Below are 17,365 nucleotides of genomic sequence, written 5' to 3' on the forward strand. Positions count from 1 at the left end.
GCGACGACCTGCTGAAGCGTTGGCGCGGCTTTGGCGAGGCTGGCCAGCTTCGCTATCAGGATGGTGCTAACCGCGCCGTCGTGCTGCCCTTCTCGTTCAAGGGCTTTCAGTCCGCAGTGGACGCGCTTGCCCGCGAGCCCTGAGATCGGCGCGTTTCAGTTCTCGGTGAATTGCAGCCGGTGCAGCCGGGCATAGGTGCCGTCATGCTCGATCAGAGCATCATGGCTACCGGTCTCGACGATCCGGCCCTCTTCCAGCACGACGATGAGATCGGCCTCGCGCACGGTCGAGAGGCGATGGGCGATCACCAGTGTCGTGCGGTTCTTCATCAGCCGGGCGAGCGCCTGCTGGACGAGCCGCTCTGACTCGGTGTCGAGTGCGCTCGTCGCCTCGTCGAGCAGCAGGATTGGCGCATCCTTCAGGATGGCCCGCGCGATGGCGACACGCTGGCGTTCACCGCCGGACAGCTTCGAACCGCGCTCGCCGACCTGCGTATCGTAGCCATCGGGCATGGCCATGATGAAATCATGCGCCGCTGCGTCCCTGGCGGCGGCCATGATCTCGGCCTCGGTCGCTCCCGGCCGGCCAAAGGCGATGTTGGCCCGCACGGTATCGTCGAAGAGCATGACATCCTGGCTGACGACACCGATCTGGCCGCGCAGGCTGGCGAGAGTGACGTCGCGCAGATCCTGTCCGTCGATCTCGATGCGGCCCTCGTTCGGGTCGTAAAGGCGCGGCGCCAGGGTGAGCAGCGTCGACTTGCCGGAGCCGGAGCGACCGACCAGAGCTGTCATCCTGCCACCCTGTGCGACGAGATCGATGCCTTCCAGGGCGCGGGCATCATCGCGATAGCGAAAGCGAACGTGCCGGAAGGCGATCTCGCCGGCACCGACCTTGAGGGGCTGCGCTCCAGGGCGCTCGGTGACCAACGGCTTCTCGTCGATCAGGGCATAGTAGCGTTTCAGCGAGGCCCCGGCCTCCTGCAGGATGGCGTTGAGGTTGCCGAGCGAACGCATCGGCTGCGCCGCGAGCAGCAGCGCCGAGACATAACCGGTGAAATCGCCGATCGTGCTGGTGCCCGCCGTGATCCTGACCCCGATGGCGGCAAGGACGCCGGCGACCGCCATGCCGCCGGCGACCTCGAGCAGAGGATCGAGCCGGCCGCGGGCATTGGCAGCCTTCATCTTGAGCGAGCGGATCGTCTCGAAGGCATGCGCGGCGCGCGCCTTGAGATAGGGCTCGAGCGAGTCCGTCTTGGCGACGCGGGCACCCTGCAGGCTCTCGGTGACGAGGCTTGCCATGATGCCTGTCTGCTCCTGCTGCGACATCGCCATGCGGCGCAACTTCTTGCCGATCCGGCCGATCGGGCGCGCGACGATCGGCGCGATCAGCAGAACGACAAGGGTCATCTGCCAATCGATCCAGAGCAGGGCCCCGACCAGTGCGATGGAGGTCATCACATCGCGCACGGCGATGTTGATGATCCGGGTCAGTGCCTCCTTCACATAGGTGAAGTCGGTGGTGAAGCGCTGGGTCAGCGACGCGGGGTTCTCGCGCTGGAGCTGAGCAAGGTCGGCGTCGATCAGATGCGCGTAGAGCGCGGACTGCATATCCGCTTCGATTCGGCTGACCACGCTGTTGGTCATCACCGTTTGCGTAAGCAGCGAGAAGCCCTTGATCGCAGTGACGATGACGACGACGACCGCAACGGCGTTGACCACGCCGATCTCGATCCCGATCGACTTCGAAACGAGACGCTCCATCCGGCGCACGAAGCCCGTCGCTTCCGCCGATAGGGGGTCGGCGAAGGCGTCGAAGGCTGCCTTGATCAGAAGCGGGTAGAAGCTGGTTGTCGCGGCGATCACCACCACTAGTGCCAGGATCATCGCCATCTGGGGCAGGTAGGCGTTGACTCGCTCGCGCCAGACGCGGGCGAAGAGCGCAAAGGTGTCGTCGGTAACGCGGCCGATCTTCATGGCGCGGGGCCTAACATGGTCGACCGCGATATGCCACTGGCTTGGCGGCGGGGGCGTTCCTCGCGCTCCGGTCTTGTTCCAGACACGAAGCTGGCGTCCCATAGCCACAGTGCTGCAACTGATTCCGGAGATAGCGTATACTCATGCCCGCGCCCCCGCCGGCCCAGATCGGCCAGAGCTTCGCCGAGATCGACACGCCAGCGCTCGTTCTCGATCTCGACGCCTTCGAGCGGAATCTCGTCGCCATGGCCGCCTATACGCAGGCCCATGGCGTACGTCTTCGTCCTCATGCCAAGACCCATAAGAGCCCGGATATCGCCCTGCTTCAGATCGCGCATGGCGCCGTCGGCCAGTGCTGCCAGAAGGTCTCCGAAGCCGAGATTCTCGTCGCGGGCGGAGTCGGCGATGTTCTGGTCACCAACGAGATCGTCGGTCCAGCCAAGCTCGATCGGCTCGCCAAGCTGGCGCGCAACGCACGGATCGGCCTTTGCGTCGATCATCCCGAGGGCGTGCGCGAGGCGGCGGAGGCGGCTGCGCGGCACGACGTGATGCTCGACGTTATGGTCGAGCTCGATATTGGCGGGCGCCGCTGTGGCGTCGCAGTCGGCGAAGCCGTCCGCATCGCCGAGGCGGTCGCGCGCAGCAACTCGCTGCGCTTCACGGGCATCCAAGCCTATCACGGTGCTGCCCAGCACATGCGCTCGATCGACGAGCGGCGCGAGGCGATCGAGCGCGCCGGGCTGCTCGCCCGCAACGCGGTGGAGCGCCTCGGGCAGGCAGGCCTCACCTGCGAATATGTCAGCGGCGCCGGCACCGGTACCTATGAGCTCGAAAGCCAGTCCGGCATCTGGAACGAGATTCAGGCCGGCTCCTACATCTTCATGGATGCAGATTACGCGCGCAATCGGCAGGCGGACGGCACCCCCTTCAGGGCCTTCGAACACGCGCTCTTCGTCCTCGCCGGGGTGATGAGCAAGCCCGTGCCGGACCGTGCCATCGTCGATGCCGGGCACAAGGCGGCGGCGGTCGATTCCGGCATGCCGATGCCGTTCCAGCGCGACGGCGTCATCTACACCAAACCCTCTGACGAGCATGGCGTGCTCACCGGTGATCCGATCGCGCTGCCGCATCGCGGCGACCGCATCCTGCTCATTCCGGGCCATTGCGACCCGACGGTGAACCTGCACGACTGGTATGTCGGCGTGCGCGGGCTGCACGGTCCCGATGCGCATGTCGAGACGCTTTGGCCAGTTGCGGGGCGTGGCGCGCTGACCTGAGGACACAGGGACTGCGTATGGCTGCGTCCGAAATTCGCTTCCCATGTTTCGGACGCAGGCCCCGATGCTGGCTGAGTTCCTGCTGACCCTTGCGACCCCGGTCGGACGGATGACGCGGCAGCTTGGCCTGTTGCGGGAGAGCACTGCGCTCTGGGCGCGCGGGCGACGCCAGCGCAAAGGCTGGACACCGCACCACCAGCGCTGTCAGGCGGTCGTCGCGCAGATCGTCCGCGAGCTCGGACGCCACCGCACGGCCATCGTGCTCGGCTCGGGATTGGTCCGCGATGTGCCTCTCGACCTGCTCTGCGCACGCTTTCAGCGCGTCGTGTTGATCGACGTGGTCCATTTGCCCCAGGTCAGGCTGCGCATGGCGCTGCGCCGCAATGTCGAGCTGGTGACGCGTGATCTGACTGGCGTCATGAACTGGCTTGCGGGGGAGAGCCAGGGGCGTAGCGACCCGCTGGCCGATCTCAGTGCGGACAAGGAGGTCGATCTGGTAATCTCGGCTAACCTGATGTCGCAGCTCGCCTGGCCGATCGAGGACTGGCTCGAGGAGAACGGGGACCGCGCAACCGCCCTTCCGGATGATCTGCCGGCGCGTTGCATCGCCTGGCATCTCCAGGACCTTGCGCGCTTCGCGGGACGTGTCTGCCTGATCAGCGATGTCGAGATGCTCGAGCACGACCGCGATGGCACAGTGACGGACCGGCTGGATCTGGCGCGCCGTGTCCCGCTACCGCCGCCGGATGAACGCTGGGACTGGCTCGTCGCGCCCTTTGGCGAGGCTGAAAGCGACCGCGAATATGTTCATCGCGTCTGCGCCTGGAGGAATTTCCGGACGCACGAACTCTGACCGTTCGTGTCAGCCTGGGCCGGGCGAGCACCGAGGGCGGCGCAGTGCCGACCATCGATGGCGATAGGACCGGCCGCACCCGCACCGTGACGGAGCATGCAGCGTCGCTAATGGCGACAAGCCACAGGTCAACGAGTACCCTGTCAGAGCGCGGGGCTTGGCCAAGTCCCGCATGAGACCCGATCAATGACGGATAGGTTGGCGTGAATCGGTTCATCAGCCCCGAAGGGCAGAAGGCGATCGCCGCATGGCAGGGGCGACCGGCCGCAGCCCTTCTCATGCAAAGCGATGCAGGCCGATGCATCAGCCTATGCGCACTCTCGTCGTCGCCGAGCGTCTGATGGCGCAGGACACGGTTTCTACCGGTGAGCCGCAGCAGCCGGCCCTGCTGCACGCCGCCGGGAGCTTGCGAGCAGCCTTGACCGAGATGGCGCAGGCATTCGAGACCGCGACCGGGGTTCAGGTCAAACCTGCCTATGGCCCTTCGGGATTGCTGCGCGAGCGGTTGGCCAAGGACGAAGCCGCGGAGGTGTTCGCTTCCGCCAACATGGGCCACCCGGCTGCACTGGCGGACGCGGGCCTGGCCGGGCCGGTCGTGCTCTTCGCGCGCAACGAGCTCTGCGCCTTCGTTCGGCCGGGCCTGATGGTCACCGCCGAGACGTTGCTGGAACGCATGCTCGATCCATCCATCAGGCTCGGCACCTCGACGCCGAAAGCGGATCCTTCGGGCGATTACGCTTTCGAGGTCTTCGCGCGGGCCGAGGCCTTGAAGCCGGGCGCAAGGGCGGCGCTCGAGGCCAAGGCACTGCAGCTGACGGGCGGTCCGAGCAGCGTTGCCGCCCCTGACGACGTCAATGCCTATGGCTACAAGCTTGCCAGTGGCGAGGCCGACATCTTCCTGGCCTATTGCACCAATACCCAGCCACTCGCCCGGGAGCAGCCCGGCGTGACGCTGGTCCGGCTGCCGGCTGCGCTCGCGGTGGGGGCCGATTACGGGTTGACCGTGATGAGCAAGGCCTCGCCAAACGGCTACCGGCTTGCCATGTTCATCCTGTCGCGGGCGGGGCAGGAGATTCTGGCGAAACACGGCTTTGCCGCGCCGGCGCTCCCACATAGCGGGTCGAAGTGACGGAGTTGGCAATGGATTGGCAGGCGACGCGGCGGGGCGAGACCATCGCTGCCTTGCCCGATCGGCAGGATGCGCATCTCGTCTTCATCGGCCGCCTGCGCACGCCCTTCGCCTCACGCGATCAATGCCCGCGTCGTGGAGACCCGGAATCAGGGCCCATCTGCCATGTCGAGGTCGATGCGACCTGGTGGCCGGCGCTGGCCGGCGTCGAAGCCTGCGCATATCTCGACCTGCTGTACTGGATGAACCTGGCCCGAAGGGATCTGCTGACCCAGAGCCCGAAATCCAGCGGCCAGATCCTCGGCACTTTTGCACTGCGCTCGCCGGTCCGGCCCAATCCGATCGCCCTGTCGCGGGTCAGGCTCATTGGGGTGGAGGAGGGCGCGCTGCGGGTGCGCGGGCTCGACTGCGTCGACGGCACTCCGCTTCTCGACATCAAACCGAACCGCTGCCCGCAAGCGGGCGCCGGCACGGAGCATGATCATGCGCGGACCTGACCGTCGAACCGTTCTGGGCGGCCTTGCCGCGACGCTCGCCGCGCCGCGCATTGCGCGTGCTGCAACCGTGCGCGATGGCRCCGGGCGTGAAATCGCCATTCCGGTCCGGGTCGAACGCGCCTTTCCGGCGGGGCCACCTGCTGCGATCACGCTCTATACGCTTGCGCCCGATCTGCTGCTCGGCTGGCCGCGCGCCAATCGCGCGGAGGAGCGCGAATTCCTGCTGCCTGGAATTGGCGACAGGCCGGAAGTCGGTCGCATCACCGGGCGCGGCAACAGCGCCAATCTCGAAGCGGTGCTCGGCCTCAAGCCGGACCTGATCGTCGATGCCGGTTCGACGGGCAGAACCTATGTCGAGCTGGCAATGCGGGTGCAGGAACAGACCGGCATTCCCTATGCGCTGCTGGATGGTCGCTTCGAGCAGATTCCGGCGAGCTATCGCATCCTCGGCCAATTGGCCGGGCGCGGCGAACGCGCCGAGACGCTGGCGCGCTGGTGCGAGACCGCAATGGCGACGATCAAGGGGCGTATCGCCACGATTCCCGGGGAGAAGCGTCCCTCGGTCTATTACGCGCGCGGCCCACGCGGGCTCGAGACGGGGCTCGGCGGCTCGATCAATGTCGAGACGCTCTCCTTCCTCGGCGCGCGCAATGTCGCGGCAGAGACCCCGGGCAGCGGGCTTGCGAATGTCTCGCTCGAACAGATCCTGTCCTGGGATCCGGAGGTGATCGTCACCATCGATCCGGCCTTCGCCGATGGCGTCGCCAGCGATCCTGCCTGGGCGAATGTCCGGGCGGTGCGCGATCGCCGCGTGCATCTCTCCCCTAAGCTGCCTTTCGGCTGGGTCGATTTCCCGCCTTCGGTCAACCGGATGATCGGGCTGTGGTGGCTGGCGAAGCTGCTCTATCCCGCCCAGTTCCCCGAGGATATCCGCCCGCTCGCCCGCGAATTCCACACGCTATTCTATCAGGTGACGCCGACCGACGCGCAACTCGACCGTGTCCTGGCTGGGCGAGGCTAGCCCCTTGTCGCCATCCTTCGCGCGCGGAACCCTGTTCGCCTTCGGTTTGCTCGCGCTCGGCGTCGTGCTTGCCTTCGCGCTGGGACGCTTCCCGGTCGGGCCCGGTGATCTGCTGCGCATCCTCTGGGCGGGGGTGAGCGGTCAGCCGTCGGGCCTGCCGCCGCAGCTGGAAACGGTGATCTGGAATATCCGCGGCCCGCGCGTGATTGCGGCCATGCTCTGCGGGGCGGCGCTCGCGATCGCCGGCACGGCCTTCCAGGGGCTGTTCCGCAACCCGCTGGTCTCGCCCGATATCCTCGGCGCTTCGTCTGGCGCGGCGCTCGGCGCGGTGGTCGGCATCTATTTCTCGCTCGGCATCGTCGGCATCCAGCTCGGAGCCTTCATCGGCGGATTGATCGCGGTCGGCGCCGTCTATGTCGTCGGCTCGACCATCCGGCGCGGCGACCCGGTGCTGGCGCTCGTCCTGACCGGCGTGGTCATCGGCTCGCTGCTTGGCGCCGGAATCGGCCTCGTGAAATACTGGGCCGATCCTTATAATCAGCTCCCGGCCATGACCTTCTGGCTGCTGGGCAGCCTTGCCGGGACCGCCAAGCCCGATCTCCTGCCGCTGCTCGGCCCGGTCGCCCTCGGCTCGGTGGTTCTGATCGCCCTGCGCTGGCGCATGAACGTGATGTCGCTGCCGGAGGAGGAGGCGCGGGCGCTCGGATTGAACACCGGCCCGTTGCGCCTTGCCATCGTCGCGGCCGCGACGCTGGTCACGGCGGCGAGCGTTGCGGCGGCGGGGATCATCGGCTGGGTCGGCCTCGTCGTGCCGCATCTCGCGCGGTTTCTCGTCGGGCCCGACTTCGGCAAGCTCGTGCCGACCGCCGCGATCCTCGGCGGCGGCTACCTCTTGATCATCGACACGCTGGCGCGAACGATCGGCCCGGTCGAGACGCCGCTCGGCATCCTCACCGCGGTGATCGGCACGCCCTTCTTCATCTGGCTGCTTGCGTCGGCGCGTGGAGGCTGGTCGTGAGCCTCAGTGCCGTCGATCTCGCCTATGGCTATCCAGAGCGCCAGATCGGCCGGGCGATCACGCTGGCCCTGCGGGCGGGTGAGGTGCTTGCCCTGCTCGGGCCGAATGGCAGCGGCAAGACGACCCTGCTGAAAACCCTGCTCGGCCTTCTGCCGCCACATGCCGGCGGGCTCACCCTTGACGAGCAGCCGCTTGCTGGCCTGACGGTCTCAGAGCGGGCGCGAGCGCTGGGATACGTGCCGCAAGCACATGCCGGAACCTTCGCCTTCTCGGTCTTCGCTGTCGTCCTGATGGGGCGTACCGCTCATGGCGCGCTGTTCGCCGCCCCCTCGCGGCATGATCGCGAGGTGGCGATGGCGATGCTGGAGCGCCTCGGTATCGCGGGGTTGGCCGAGCGCCCTTACACGCAGATCTCGGGCGGCGAGCGCCAGCTCGTGCTGGTCGCCCGCGCGCTGGCGCAGGAACCACGCTACGTCATCCTCGACGAGCCGACCGCAAGCCTCGATTTCGGCAACCAGGGCAAGGTGATGGCGCAGATCAGGCGCCTCGCGGCCGAAGGACTGGGCGTGCTCTTCACCACGCACGACCCCAATCAGGCGCTGCGGCATGCCGACCGCGTCATGATGATTCGCGAGGGGCGGATGCTGGCGAGCGGGATCGCGCAGGACTTGCTGACGCCGGTGCGCCTGATGGAGCTCTACGGCGTCGGGATCGAGACGGTGCGGGACGACGCGGGCCGCGTCGCGTTCCTGCCGGGCGAATAGAGCTGTCCGAGCGTGGCCTCGGGGGCCGCCAGAAGGCATCCAGAAGGATATGATCGAGCGTCGGCGTGGCCGGTCGCTGGCCTGGCTATCCCCGCCCCAGCTCAACCGGCACCGAGAAGGAGCGCTTGACCTGCCCGAGCGCGAAGCTCGATTCGATCGAGGCGACATTGTCGAGCCGGGTCAGCTTGTCCTTCAGGAACCGTTCGTAGGCGGCGAGGTCGCTGACGATGATGCGGAGCAGATAGTCGCGCGGGCCGGTCATCAGGTAGCAGTCGGCCACTTCCGGCCAGCGTGTCACCGCCGCAGCGAAGCGGTCGAGTTCCTCCTCGCGCTGGCGCTCCAGCTTGATCGAGGCGAAGACCGAGACCGGGAGGCCGAGCTTGTCCTGGTTCACGACCGCGACATAACCCTCGATGATGCCCGCCTCCTCCAGCAGGCGAACCCGCCTTGCGCAGGGTGAGGGCGAAAGCCCGACTTTTTCGGCCAGGTCCTGATTGCTCATGCGTCCATCGGCCTGGAGAGCCTGGACGATACGCCGGTCGATATCGTCGAGTTTATAGTCTGGCATCTTGTCTCGCTTTCGTTCGCAGGATTAGCGGAAAGCGCTAAGATGGAAAGCATCGTCGGCGATCTTTGGCAAAAATCGCTGCCGGAAGCGTGCATGATGGCTTTGCCGTATCGAGAGAAGCCAAATGACCGATCCCCGTCTGCCGATTCTCGCCGAACTCGAGAAGAAGATTCTCTGGCTCGCCTCCTGGACGATCCATAACGCCAACCACCTTCGCGATAACGGCGATGGGATGAAGGTGGGCGGGCATCAGGCTTCGTCCGCGTCGCTGGCGACGATCATGACGGCGCTCTACATGGCGGCCCTGAAGCCGCAGGACCGGGTCGCGGTGAAGCCGCATGCCTCGCCGGTCTTCCATGCCATCAACTATCTGATGGGCCTGCAGACCCGCGAGAAGCTGGAGAATTTTCGCGGATACAAGGGCGCCCAGAGCTATCCCTCGCGCACCAAGGATATCGACGATGTCGATTTCTCGACCGGCTCGGTCGGCCTCGGCGTCGCGCAGACGCTCTTCTCCTCGCTGACCCAGGATTATGTGAAGGCCCATGGCTGGGGCGCAAGCCGGCCGGATGGGCGCATGGTGTCGCTGATCGGCGATGCCGAGCTCGACGAGGGCAATATTTTCGAAGCCCTGATGGAGGGCTGGAAGCACGGCGTCCGCAACACCTGGTGGGTGATCGACTATAACCGCCAGTCCCTGGACGCGGTGATCCGCGAGGGGCTCTACGACCGCTTCGAGACGATGTTCCGCAATTTCGGCTGGGATGTCGTGACGCTGAAATATGGCTCGCTGCAGCAGGCCGCCTTCAAGGAGAAGGGTGGCGAGCGGCTGAAGGCCTGGATCGATTCCTGCCCGAACCAGCTCTACTCGGCCCTGACCTTCCAGGGCGGCGCTGCCTGGCGCAAGCGCCTTATGGATGATCTCGGCGATCAAGGGCCTGTGACGACGCTGATCGAGAGCCGCTCCGACGCCGAGCTGTCGAAGCTGATGTGCAATCTCGGTGGCCACGATCTGCCCTCGCTGCTCGAAGCTTTCGAGGGCATCGATCACGACCGGCCGGTCTGTTTCCTCGCCTATACCGTGAAGGGCTTTGGCCTGCCGCTTGCTGGGCACAAGGACAATCACGCCGGGCTGATGACCAAGGAGCAGATGGACGGCTTCAAGAAAGCCAACACGATCCGCCCCGGCCATGAGTGGGACCTGTTTGAAGGGCTGTCGCTGCCCGAAGCCGCGCTCCGCAGCTATCTCGACAAGGTGCCCTTCTTCTCCGAGGGGCGCCGTCGCTTCTCGGCACCGTCGCTGCCTGTGCCCGCGAAACTCGAGGCCGGCATCCAGGCGACGATGTCGACGCAAATGGGCTTCGGCAAGGTGCTGGACGAGCTGGCGAAGCTCGGCGGCCCCCTGGCCGACCGCATCGTCACCACCGCGCCGGACGTCACCGTCTCGACCAATCTCGGGCCATGGGTGAACCGGCGCGGCCTGTTCGCCCGGGCCTCGATGGCCGATACCTTCAAGGACGAGCGCATTCCCTCGATGCAGAAATGGGAATTCTCGCCGAAGGGCCAGCATATCGAGCTCGGCATCGCCGAGATGAACCTCTTCATCAATCTTTCGGCGCTTGGCCTCTCGCATTCGATCTTCGGCGAGCGGCTGATCCCGATCGGCACGCTCTACGACCCCTTCATCTCGCGCGGGCTCGATGCGCTGAACTATGCCTGCTACCAGGATGCGCGCTTCATGGTGGTCGCGACGCCGTCTGGTGTGACGCTGGCGCCGGAGGGTGGCGCACATCAGTCGATCGCGACACCTCTGATCGGCATGAGCCAGGACGGGCTCTGCGCCTTCGAGCCGGCCTTCGTCGACGAACTCGCCGTGATGATGCGCTGGTCCTTCGAATACCTGCAGAAGGATGGCGAGGGCGATCCCGACGAGCGTACCTGGCTGCGCGATGAGACCGGCGGCTCCGTCTATCTCAGGCTCTCGACGCGGCAGGTCGAGCAGCCGAAACGGGCAATGACGGCCGATCTCGAGCGCGACATCATCGATGGTGCCTATTGGCTCAGGAAGCCCGGCCCGAACGCCTCCGTCGTCATCGCCTATACCGGCGCGGTTGCGCCTGAGGCGATCGAGGCTGTGGGGCTGCTCGGCGAAGACCGGCGCGATGTCGGCCTGCTCGCCATCACCTCGGCAGATCGGCTCAATGCCGGCTGGCAGGCGGCCGAGCGGGCGCGACAGCGCGGCAATCATGGCGCGACCAGTCATATCGAGCGGTTGCTCGGCGAACTTTCACGCGATTGCGGTATCGTGTCGGTGCTCGACGGACATCCTGCGACACTGGCCTGGCTCGGCAGCGTGCACGGCCACAAGCAGAAGGCCCTTGGCGTCGAGCATTTCGGCCAGACCGGCACCGTCGCCGACCTTTATCGGCATTTCGGCATCGACGCGAACGCGATCGTGCATGCGGCGCAGGCCGCGGCGCCAGGCCGGCCGGTGCGCTATCTGAAGGCGCTGCCGTAGGCGGGGGGGTATCAGTCCTTGCAAGGCAAGGCGCGGTGGCGAAAGGCCCCCGCGCTCTACTTCGCCAGCCCTTGTTTCACATTGACGCCTGCGAGCAGCGCGCCGCCCACAAGGAAGAACGCGATCAGCACCGCCAGCCCCGCCTGCTGACTGGCAAAGACGGTGGTCGCCAGCGCCACGAAGGTCGGGCCCATGAACGAGGTCACCTTGCCCGACAGCGCGAAGAGGCCGAAGAACTCGCCATGCCGGCCCGCCGGTGCGAGACGGGCCATCAGGCTGCGCGAAGAGGCCTGGAGCGGACCGGCGACCAGGCCGATCAGCAGACCAAGAGCGAGATAGATCCGCTCGGGCACCGAGGCGAACAGCCCGTCGCCTGGTGCCGGAGGCGTAGCCGGCAGCACGAAGAAGATGCGGTCGGGCCCGAGCGAGAGGATGCCGAGGCAGGCGAAGAGCAGGCAGGCGATGGCGCCCAAGACCACGGGCTTGCCGCCGATGCGGTCATCGAGCTTGCCGCCGAACCAGGCGCCGAGCGTGCCGGTGATGGTGAGCATGATCCCGAAGATGCCGAGTTCGATGGTCTGCCAGCCGAAGACGCCGGCCGCGTAGATGCCTCCGAAGGCGAAGAGCGCCACAAGCCCGTCCTGATAGATCATGTTGGCGAGCAGAAAGCGCCCAAGTGCAGGCAGGCGCGGCAGTTCGGCGATGGTCGCCTTCAGCCGCGAGAGACCGCCCTGCGCCGCTTCCCTGAGGCGCATGCCGGTTCCCGGTGAGTCCGGTGTCAGCAGGAACATCGGTGTGACGAAGATGACGAACCAGAGCGCAGTGAGCGGCCCCGAGGCGCGGTCACCCTCGCGCGCTGCTGCGTCGAGGCCGAGAATCGGCACGAGGCCTGCCAGCGTCTTGCCGGTGAGCGGATCTGCGGCGAGCAGCGCCAGCGTGATTGCAAGCGAGATCAGACCGCCGAGATAGCCGATGGCCCAGCCCGTGCCGGAGAGCCATCCGAGCCGTTCCGGCGGCACGAGCCGCGTCATCATCGCATTGTTGAAGATGGTGGCGAATTCGGCACCGATCGTGGCGATGATGAAGCCCGCGAGCGCGATCGGAACCGCGGCGGGCGAGCCGGGCCTTGCAAACCAGAGCAGGGCCGAGCCGATGACGAGCAGCGCGCCGAAGGCCGCTATCCAGGGCTTGCGCGGGCCCGTGCGGTCAGCGATGCCGCCGAGCAGGGGAGAGAGCAGGGCGATGCAGAGACCCGCGAAACCCGTGGCATAGCCCCAGAGCGCCTGTCCCTCTGCCGCGTCCGCCGCAAGGGCGGAGGCGAAAAAGGGCGCGAAGACGAAGGTGGTGACCAGCGTGAAGAATGGCTGTGCCGCCCAGTCGAAGAACAGCCAGGCCGTGACGGCCCGGCGTGGCGGATACGTGACGGGCGCGAGTGCCGCCGCAGGCGCGTGGGAAAGGTTCACTGCAGGGTCGTCTCTGGGTCGCCGCCACCGCGCGCCAGCTCGATCTCGGTGATCGCGACCAGGACGTCGGCGCGGTTCTTCAGGCTGGAGGCCTCGAGCAGCGCCTGTTTCTCGCGCGGACCGAAGGGGCACATCATCGAGAGCGCGTTGACCAGCGCCTCGTTGGGTGCTTCGTTGATGCCCTTCCAATCGATCTTGAGGTCATTGGCCTTGGCGAAGGACCGAAGCGCCTTGAGCAGGCTGTTGCGGTCGACCTCGTCCTCCCCCGCACGCGCGGTGAAATCGATGGCGAAGTCGTCATAGCTGACACGGCACTGGCGATAGGCCGTCGTCACCGAGAGCTCCTCGACAATGCGGAAGCGCGCGATGCCGGTGAGCGTCAGGATATAGCGATCATCGCCAGTCTCGGCGAACTGCGTGATCCGGCCGAGGCAGCCTACCTGCAACAGGCCGGGCGTGTCGGCCTGGCGGCCGCTTTCCGGCTCGGGCTGGATCATGCCGATGGTGCGGTGGTCCCGCAGCGCATCGTCGATCATGGCGATATAGCGCGGCTCGAAGATGTTGAGGGGCATCTGCCCGCGCGGCAGGAGGAGCGCACCGGCCAGCGGGAAGACCGGGATCACCAGCGGGCAGTCCTGGGCTCCGTTATAGACGGCATTCATGCCCATGGGCGTGTCGCTCCCTTCCATCGCGGCACCTTATGAAAACAGCAGCGTCGAAAGCTTGCGCCGACCTGCAACGCTGGCGTCGTCCATGTGACCCCAGGCCTCGAAGAACTGCAGCAGCTGCTTGCGCGCGCCGTCGTCGTTCCAGGTCCGGTCAGCCTTGATGATGGCAACCAGCTGGTCGACGGCTTCTTCGCGCTTGTCATGGGCATTCAGCGCCAGCGCCAGATCGAAGCGGGCCTGATGATCCCCGGGGTTGGCCGCAACCTTCGCTTCGAGTTCGGCCGTATCGCCGAGCGAAGCGGCCTGCTCGGCGAGTTCGATCGCGGCACGCACGGCAGCCAGCGCCGGATCGGACGCCTTGGCTTCGGGAGCGGTGGCCAGGATGCCCTTGGCGCCGTCGAGATCACCCATGTCGAGATGCAGGCGCGCCAGTCCGGCGAGCGCTGGGACATTGTCGGGCTCGAGCGCCAGCACATTGGCATAGAGTTCGCCCGCGCCGGCCGCATCGCCGGCCTCGAGCGCCTCCTGCGCGGCGGCGACCAGCTCTTCGGTCGCGCCCGGGCCCATCGGTCCAACGAGCTTCTCGATGAAAGCCTTGATCTGGCTTTCCGGCTGGGCGCCCATGAAACCGTCGATCGGCTGGCCGCGCTGGAAGGCGATGACGGCCGGGATCGACTGGATGCCGAGCTGGCCCGGGATCTGCGGGTGCTCGTCGATGTTCATCTTGACGAGCTTGACCTTGCCACCGGCAGCCTTGATCACCTTCTCGATGACCGGGGTCAGCTGTTTGCAGGGGCCGCACCACGGGGCCCAGAAATCGACCAGAACCGGCTGGTTCATCGATTCGGCGACGACATCCTGCCGGAAGCCCTGTGTCGTCGTATCCTTGATCAGGCCGGGTTGCTCGGCCGCATCGCTGTTGAGCAGCATGGGTCTTCCTTCATCTCGTCAACAAGATCGACCGCGGCCACGCTGGGCCGATCACGGTCGGGCATACGAAAACGGGCGCATGACCATAGGCCGCGCGCCACATAGATGGGGAGGTTCAGTCGTTCTGTCCATCGACCGGTGCTGGCAAATCGACGATCAGCGGCTCATGTCCGGTGCTGCGCAGGAAGCCCAGCATGTCGTCGCGTGCGATGCGCAGCGTCGCGGTGTTGATCAACGGATGGAAATTCATCGCCTCGCCGCTCATCAGATTGGCGTCGAGCACCATCGTCACATCACGGGCGCGATCATTGATCACGGCAAAGGCGGTGACCGAACCGGGCGTCACGCCGAGCTTCTCCTCCAACAGTTCGGCCGAGCCGAAGGAAAGCCGACCGCTGGCTCCCAGCGTCTGATGCAGCCGCTTCAGATCGATTCGTGTGCTCTCCAGGGCCGAGACCAGGAAAAGCCGGCCCTTCTTGTCCTTGAGAAACAAGTTCTTGGTGTGGTGCCCATCGATCGTGCCGCGCAGAGACTTCGATTCGGCGACGGTGAAGACCGCCTCATGATCGAGCCTGTGGAAAGGAATACCCTGCGTGGCCAGATGGGAGCAGAGCTCGTCGGGTGTCAGTGGCGAGGTCATCGTAACTCGTCGGAAACAAAGAGTTCTTGGCGTTGCCTAGCCCGCCGGACGGCATCACCGCAAGGGCGCCGTTCCGGCGCCGGCGGGGCGCCAATCAGGGCATCGGCGAAAAACTTTGCAACAAGGCGCTTGCGCTTCGCAGCGCTTTGGGCAATAAGCCCGCCACGCGCCGCTTGGCGCGCCAATGTCCGGATGCGGGTGTAGCTCAGGGGTAGAGCACAACCTTGCCAAGGTTGGGGTCGAGGGTTCGAATCCCTTCGCCCGCTCCAGACATTCTTCCCAACCAAGACTGTCGCAGGCGCCGGGTTTCCCGGCGCTTTTTGCGTTTTGAGGTCGAGGCGATCGCTTGAAGGGGGGCCACAGGCGCTCAGACGTCCGTGGTGCCGGAGCTCACCCGCTTGCGCAGACGATTCGCGGTTTGGGCGTTCACGCTGGGCCCCTCGCACTCGGTGCCGGTGTCGAGGCCAGCGTCCCGCGCGGAATTCCTGACGACGCTGATCATTATCCTGATCGGAAACGCGCGCCGATGGGCCCTTGGGAGCCGGAGAGCCGGTTCCGGCATGCCGTGCTCTCGTGCGCAAACCAGGCCACCGCCTTCGACAGGATATCGCCGCCCGACGCAGCCGGTGGTCCTCGCGCCGCGGACGGATCGGTTCCTTACGTTCCGCGCTGGTTGTGCCGTCGTCCCGATCAGCCTGGTCGACCGCGAAACGCGGCCGGCGATGGTTCGCTTCCGGCCGTCGGGCGCCCGGCAGGCTTATTGCCCCGCCTGCAGATTCGCACTCCTGGCCGTTTGCACGATGAGACGCGAGATGAGCTCGGGGGCTTCGACATGCGGCATGTGTCCGATGTCGGCGAGCACGTGAAGAGCGACGAAGCCCGGAAGACCTCTGCTATGGGAGACCGGAATGATGCGGTCGGCTTTGCCCCATATCACGCGGGTCGGGATGTGAAGCGACGCGATTGCATTCCCGATCTGAATCGTCTGGGTCGCGTCTGGAAACAGGCGGGCTGCGAGTTCCCGTTGCGGCGCGTCCACGCCGCGCCGCAACCTTTCCCGCAAAACCGCTTCGGCATAGCCTTGGGGAAGCAAGGCGGGATCGGCGACCAGTTGTTCCAGCCAAGGCAGCAGGCTGGCTGCCGAGCGGGCCCTTAAGAAACCCTCCAGAAATTCACCATCGATGTCCGGACCGAGGCCGGCTGGCGCAATCAGGGTCAAGGATCGTGCACGAATCGCCGAATTCGCGGCGATGGCGGCTGCGACAGCGCCACCCAGGGAATGCCCGACGATGTGGCATTCCGTCAGCCCGGTGTCCTCGAGATAGGCGAGCGTTGCATCCACCAACGCGTTCAGGCTCGGGCTGCCCGCCGCCGCAGTGCGGCCGTGGCCGGGCAGATCGGGAGCGAATGACGCGATGGTGGGGTCGAGATATGCGCGGACGTTGTTCCAGGCGCCCGAATTGGCCCCAAAGCCATGAATGAAGACTATCGGAGGGAGCCCGCCCTTGTGCCGGGCAACAGGGCTCCCCTGCCGAGGCGCGGAACCGACTTGTACTGGCTCGGGCCGTTGCTCGGCCAAGATCCGCTCGATATCGCGGCTCTTGATTCGACCTCCCGGACCCGTGCCAACCATCGCCGTCGTGTCCAGCCCCGCCTGCCTGGCAAGGCGGCGAGCCAGTGGGGAAATCGGGGTTCGATCCCTGGACAGGCTGATTGATGCGGACCGGGTAGGCTCCGGGGTGGCAATCGCAACGGTTGGCTCGGGCATGTCGGCTTCGCCGATCGCATCCCCGTCATTGCCGATATGGCCCAGCACGCTGCCGACGCCGACCTCGGCCCCTGCCGCAGCGACGATTGCGACGAGCATGCCGTCGCGCTCCGCCTCGATTTCAGTCGCTGCTTTCGCAGTCTCGACGACGACGACGACATCGCCTTGCTTCACCCTGTCGCCCACGGCAACCGCCCAGGACACCACGGTTGCGCTTTCCATGTATTCGCCGGCGCCGCCGGTGAGCCTGATCTCGCTCGTCATGACTGGCCTCC

The 17,365-nt window shown here is 66.2% G+C and carries 15 protein-coding genes and 1 tRNA gene; 9 read left to right on the forward strand and 7 right to left on the reverse strand.

What is annotated here, in order from left to right:
* Positions 1-155: 155 nt before the first annotated feature.
* Positions 156-1,976 carry an ABC transporter ATP-binding protein gene (locus AC1DW9_RS33270; RefSeq protein WP_441507426.1) on the reverse strand — a complete coding sequence of 607 codons (1,821 nt, stop codon included), beginning with the start codon at positions 1,974-1,976 and terminating at the stop codon, positions 156-158.
* A gap of 143 nt (positions 1,977-2,119) precedes the next feature.
* Here AC1DW9_RS33270 and AC1DW9_RS33275 point away from each other — a divergent pair, with 143 nt between their 5' ends.
* From AC1DW9_RS33275 to AC1DW9_RS33305, 7 genes are all read left to right on the forward strand, one after another.
* Complete coding sequence (locus AC1DW9_RS33275) at positions 2,120-3,253, forward strand: DSD1 family PLP-dependent enzyme (protein ID WP_441492737.1); 1,134 nt, start codon at positions 2,120-2,122, stop codon at positions 3,251-3,253.
* Between the two features lie 64 nt (positions 3,254-3,317).
* The gene (locus AC1DW9_RS33280) at positions 3,318-4,106 is read left to right on the forward strand and encodes a hypothetical protein (protein WP_441492738.1); all 789 of its coding nucleotides are present in this window, start codon (positions 3,318-3,320) and stop codon (positions 4,104-4,106) included.
* Between the two features lie 310 nt (positions 4,107-4,416).
* Positions 4,417-5,235, forward strand: a complete 819-nt coding sequence (locus tag AC1DW9_RS33285) for a molybdate ABC transporter substrate-binding protein (RefSeq protein WP_441507425.1) — start codon at positions 4,417-4,419, stop codon at positions 5,233-5,235.
* Positions 5,236-5,246: 11 nt separating this feature from the next.
* Complete coding sequence (locus AC1DW9_RS33290) at positions 5,247-5,732, forward strand: SAM-dependent methyltransferase (RefSeq protein WP_441507424.1); 486 nt, start codon at positions 5,247-5,249, stop codon at positions 5,730-5,732.
* A complete protein-coding gene (locus tag AC1DW9_RS33295) occupies positions 5,719-6,753 on the forward strand; it encodes an iron ABC transporter substrate-binding protein (RefSeq protein WP_476855318.1) in 1,035 nt (344 codons plus the stop codon). The genes AC1DW9_RS33290 and AC1DW9_RS33295 overlap by 14 nt, the downstream gene beginning before the upstream one ends.
* A 4-nt stretch (positions 6,754-6,757) precedes the next feature.
* A complete protein-coding gene (locus AC1DW9_RS33300) occupies positions 6,758-7,771 on the forward strand; it encodes a FecCD family ABC transporter permease (RefSeq protein ID WP_441507422.1) in 1,014 nt (337 codons plus the stop codon).
* On the forward strand, positions 7,768-8,535 hold the full coding sequence (locus AC1DW9_RS33305; RefSeq protein ID WP_441492743.1) for an ABC transporter ATP-binding protein: 768 nt from the start codon (positions 7,768-7,770) through the stop codon (positions 8,533-8,535). Before AC1DW9_RS33300 ends, AC1DW9_RS33305 begins: the two co-directional genes overlap by 4 nt.
* Before the next feature lie 85 nt (positions 8,536-8,620).
* On the opposite strand, the gene AC1DW9_RS33310 is transcribed toward AC1DW9_RS33305, so the two are convergent.
* Positions 8,621-9,103, reverse strand: a complete 483-nt coding sequence (locus AC1DW9_RS33310; RefSeq protein WP_043242082.1) for an Lrp/AsnC family transcriptional regulator — start codon at positions 9,101-9,103, stop codon at positions 8,621-8,623.
* 124 nt (positions 9,104-9,227) lie between these two features.
* On the opposite strand from AC1DW9_RS33310, the gene AC1DW9_RS33315 reads away from it, so the two are divergent.
* Positions 9,228-11,621: a transketolase-like TK C-terminal-containing protein gene (locus tag AC1DW9_RS33315; protein WP_441507421.1), complete on the forward strand. Its 2,394-nt coding sequence runs from the start codon at positions 9,228-9,230 to the stop codon at positions 11,619-11,621.
* 56 nt (positions 11,622-11,677) lie between these two features.
* Here the strand turns inward: AC1DW9_RS33315 and AC1DW9_RS33320 are convergent, their stop codons facing one another.
* From AC1DW9_RS33320 to AC1DW9_RS33335, 4 genes are all read right to left on the reverse strand, one after another.
* Positions 11,678-13,084 (reverse strand): MFS transporter, encoded by a 1,407-nt coding sequence (locus AC1DW9_RS33320; protein WP_441507420.1) that lies wholly within the window; start codon positions 13,082-13,084, stop codon positions 11,678-11,680.
* Entirely contained in the window at positions 13,081-13,752 is a 672-nt protein-coding gene (locus AC1DW9_RS33325) for an LON peptidase substrate-binding domain-containing protein (RefSeq protein ID WP_441507419.1), read from the reverse strand. The genes AC1DW9_RS33320 and AC1DW9_RS33325 overlap by 4 nt, the downstream gene beginning before the upstream one ends.
* A 30-nt stretch (positions 13,753-13,782) precedes the next feature.
* Positions 13,783-14,682: a thioredoxin gene (gene trxA / locus AC1DW9_RS33330; protein ID WP_069878703.1), complete on the reverse strand. Its 900-nt coding sequence runs from the start codon at positions 14,680-14,682 to the stop codon at positions 13,783-13,785.
* Between the two features lie 115 nt (positions 14,683-14,797).
* A complete protein-coding gene (locus AC1DW9_RS33335; protein ID WP_476776564.1) occupies positions 14,798-15,322 on the reverse strand; it encodes a prolyl-tRNA synthetase associated domain-containing protein in 525 nt (174 codons plus the stop codon).
* Positions 15,323-15,516: 194 nt separating this feature from the next.
* Here AC1DW9_RS33335 and AC1DW9_RS33340 point away from each other — a divergent pair.
* A tRNA-Gly gene (locus tag AC1DW9_RS33340) sits at positions 15,517-15,591 on the forward strand.
* Between the two features lie 488 nt (positions 15,592-16,079).
* Here AC1DW9_RS33340 and AC1DW9_RS33345 read toward each other — a convergent pair.
* Complete coding sequence (locus AC1DW9_RS33345) at positions 16,080-17,354, reverse strand: acetoin dehydrogenase dihydrolipoyllysine-residue acetyltransferase subunit (RefSeq protein WP_441507418.1); 1,275 nt, start codon at positions 17,352-17,354, stop codon at positions 16,080-16,082.
* Positions 17,355-17,365: the final 11 nt, after the last annotated feature.

The sequence above is a fragment of the Allobosea sp. P4_E12 genome (assembly GCF_056401655.1).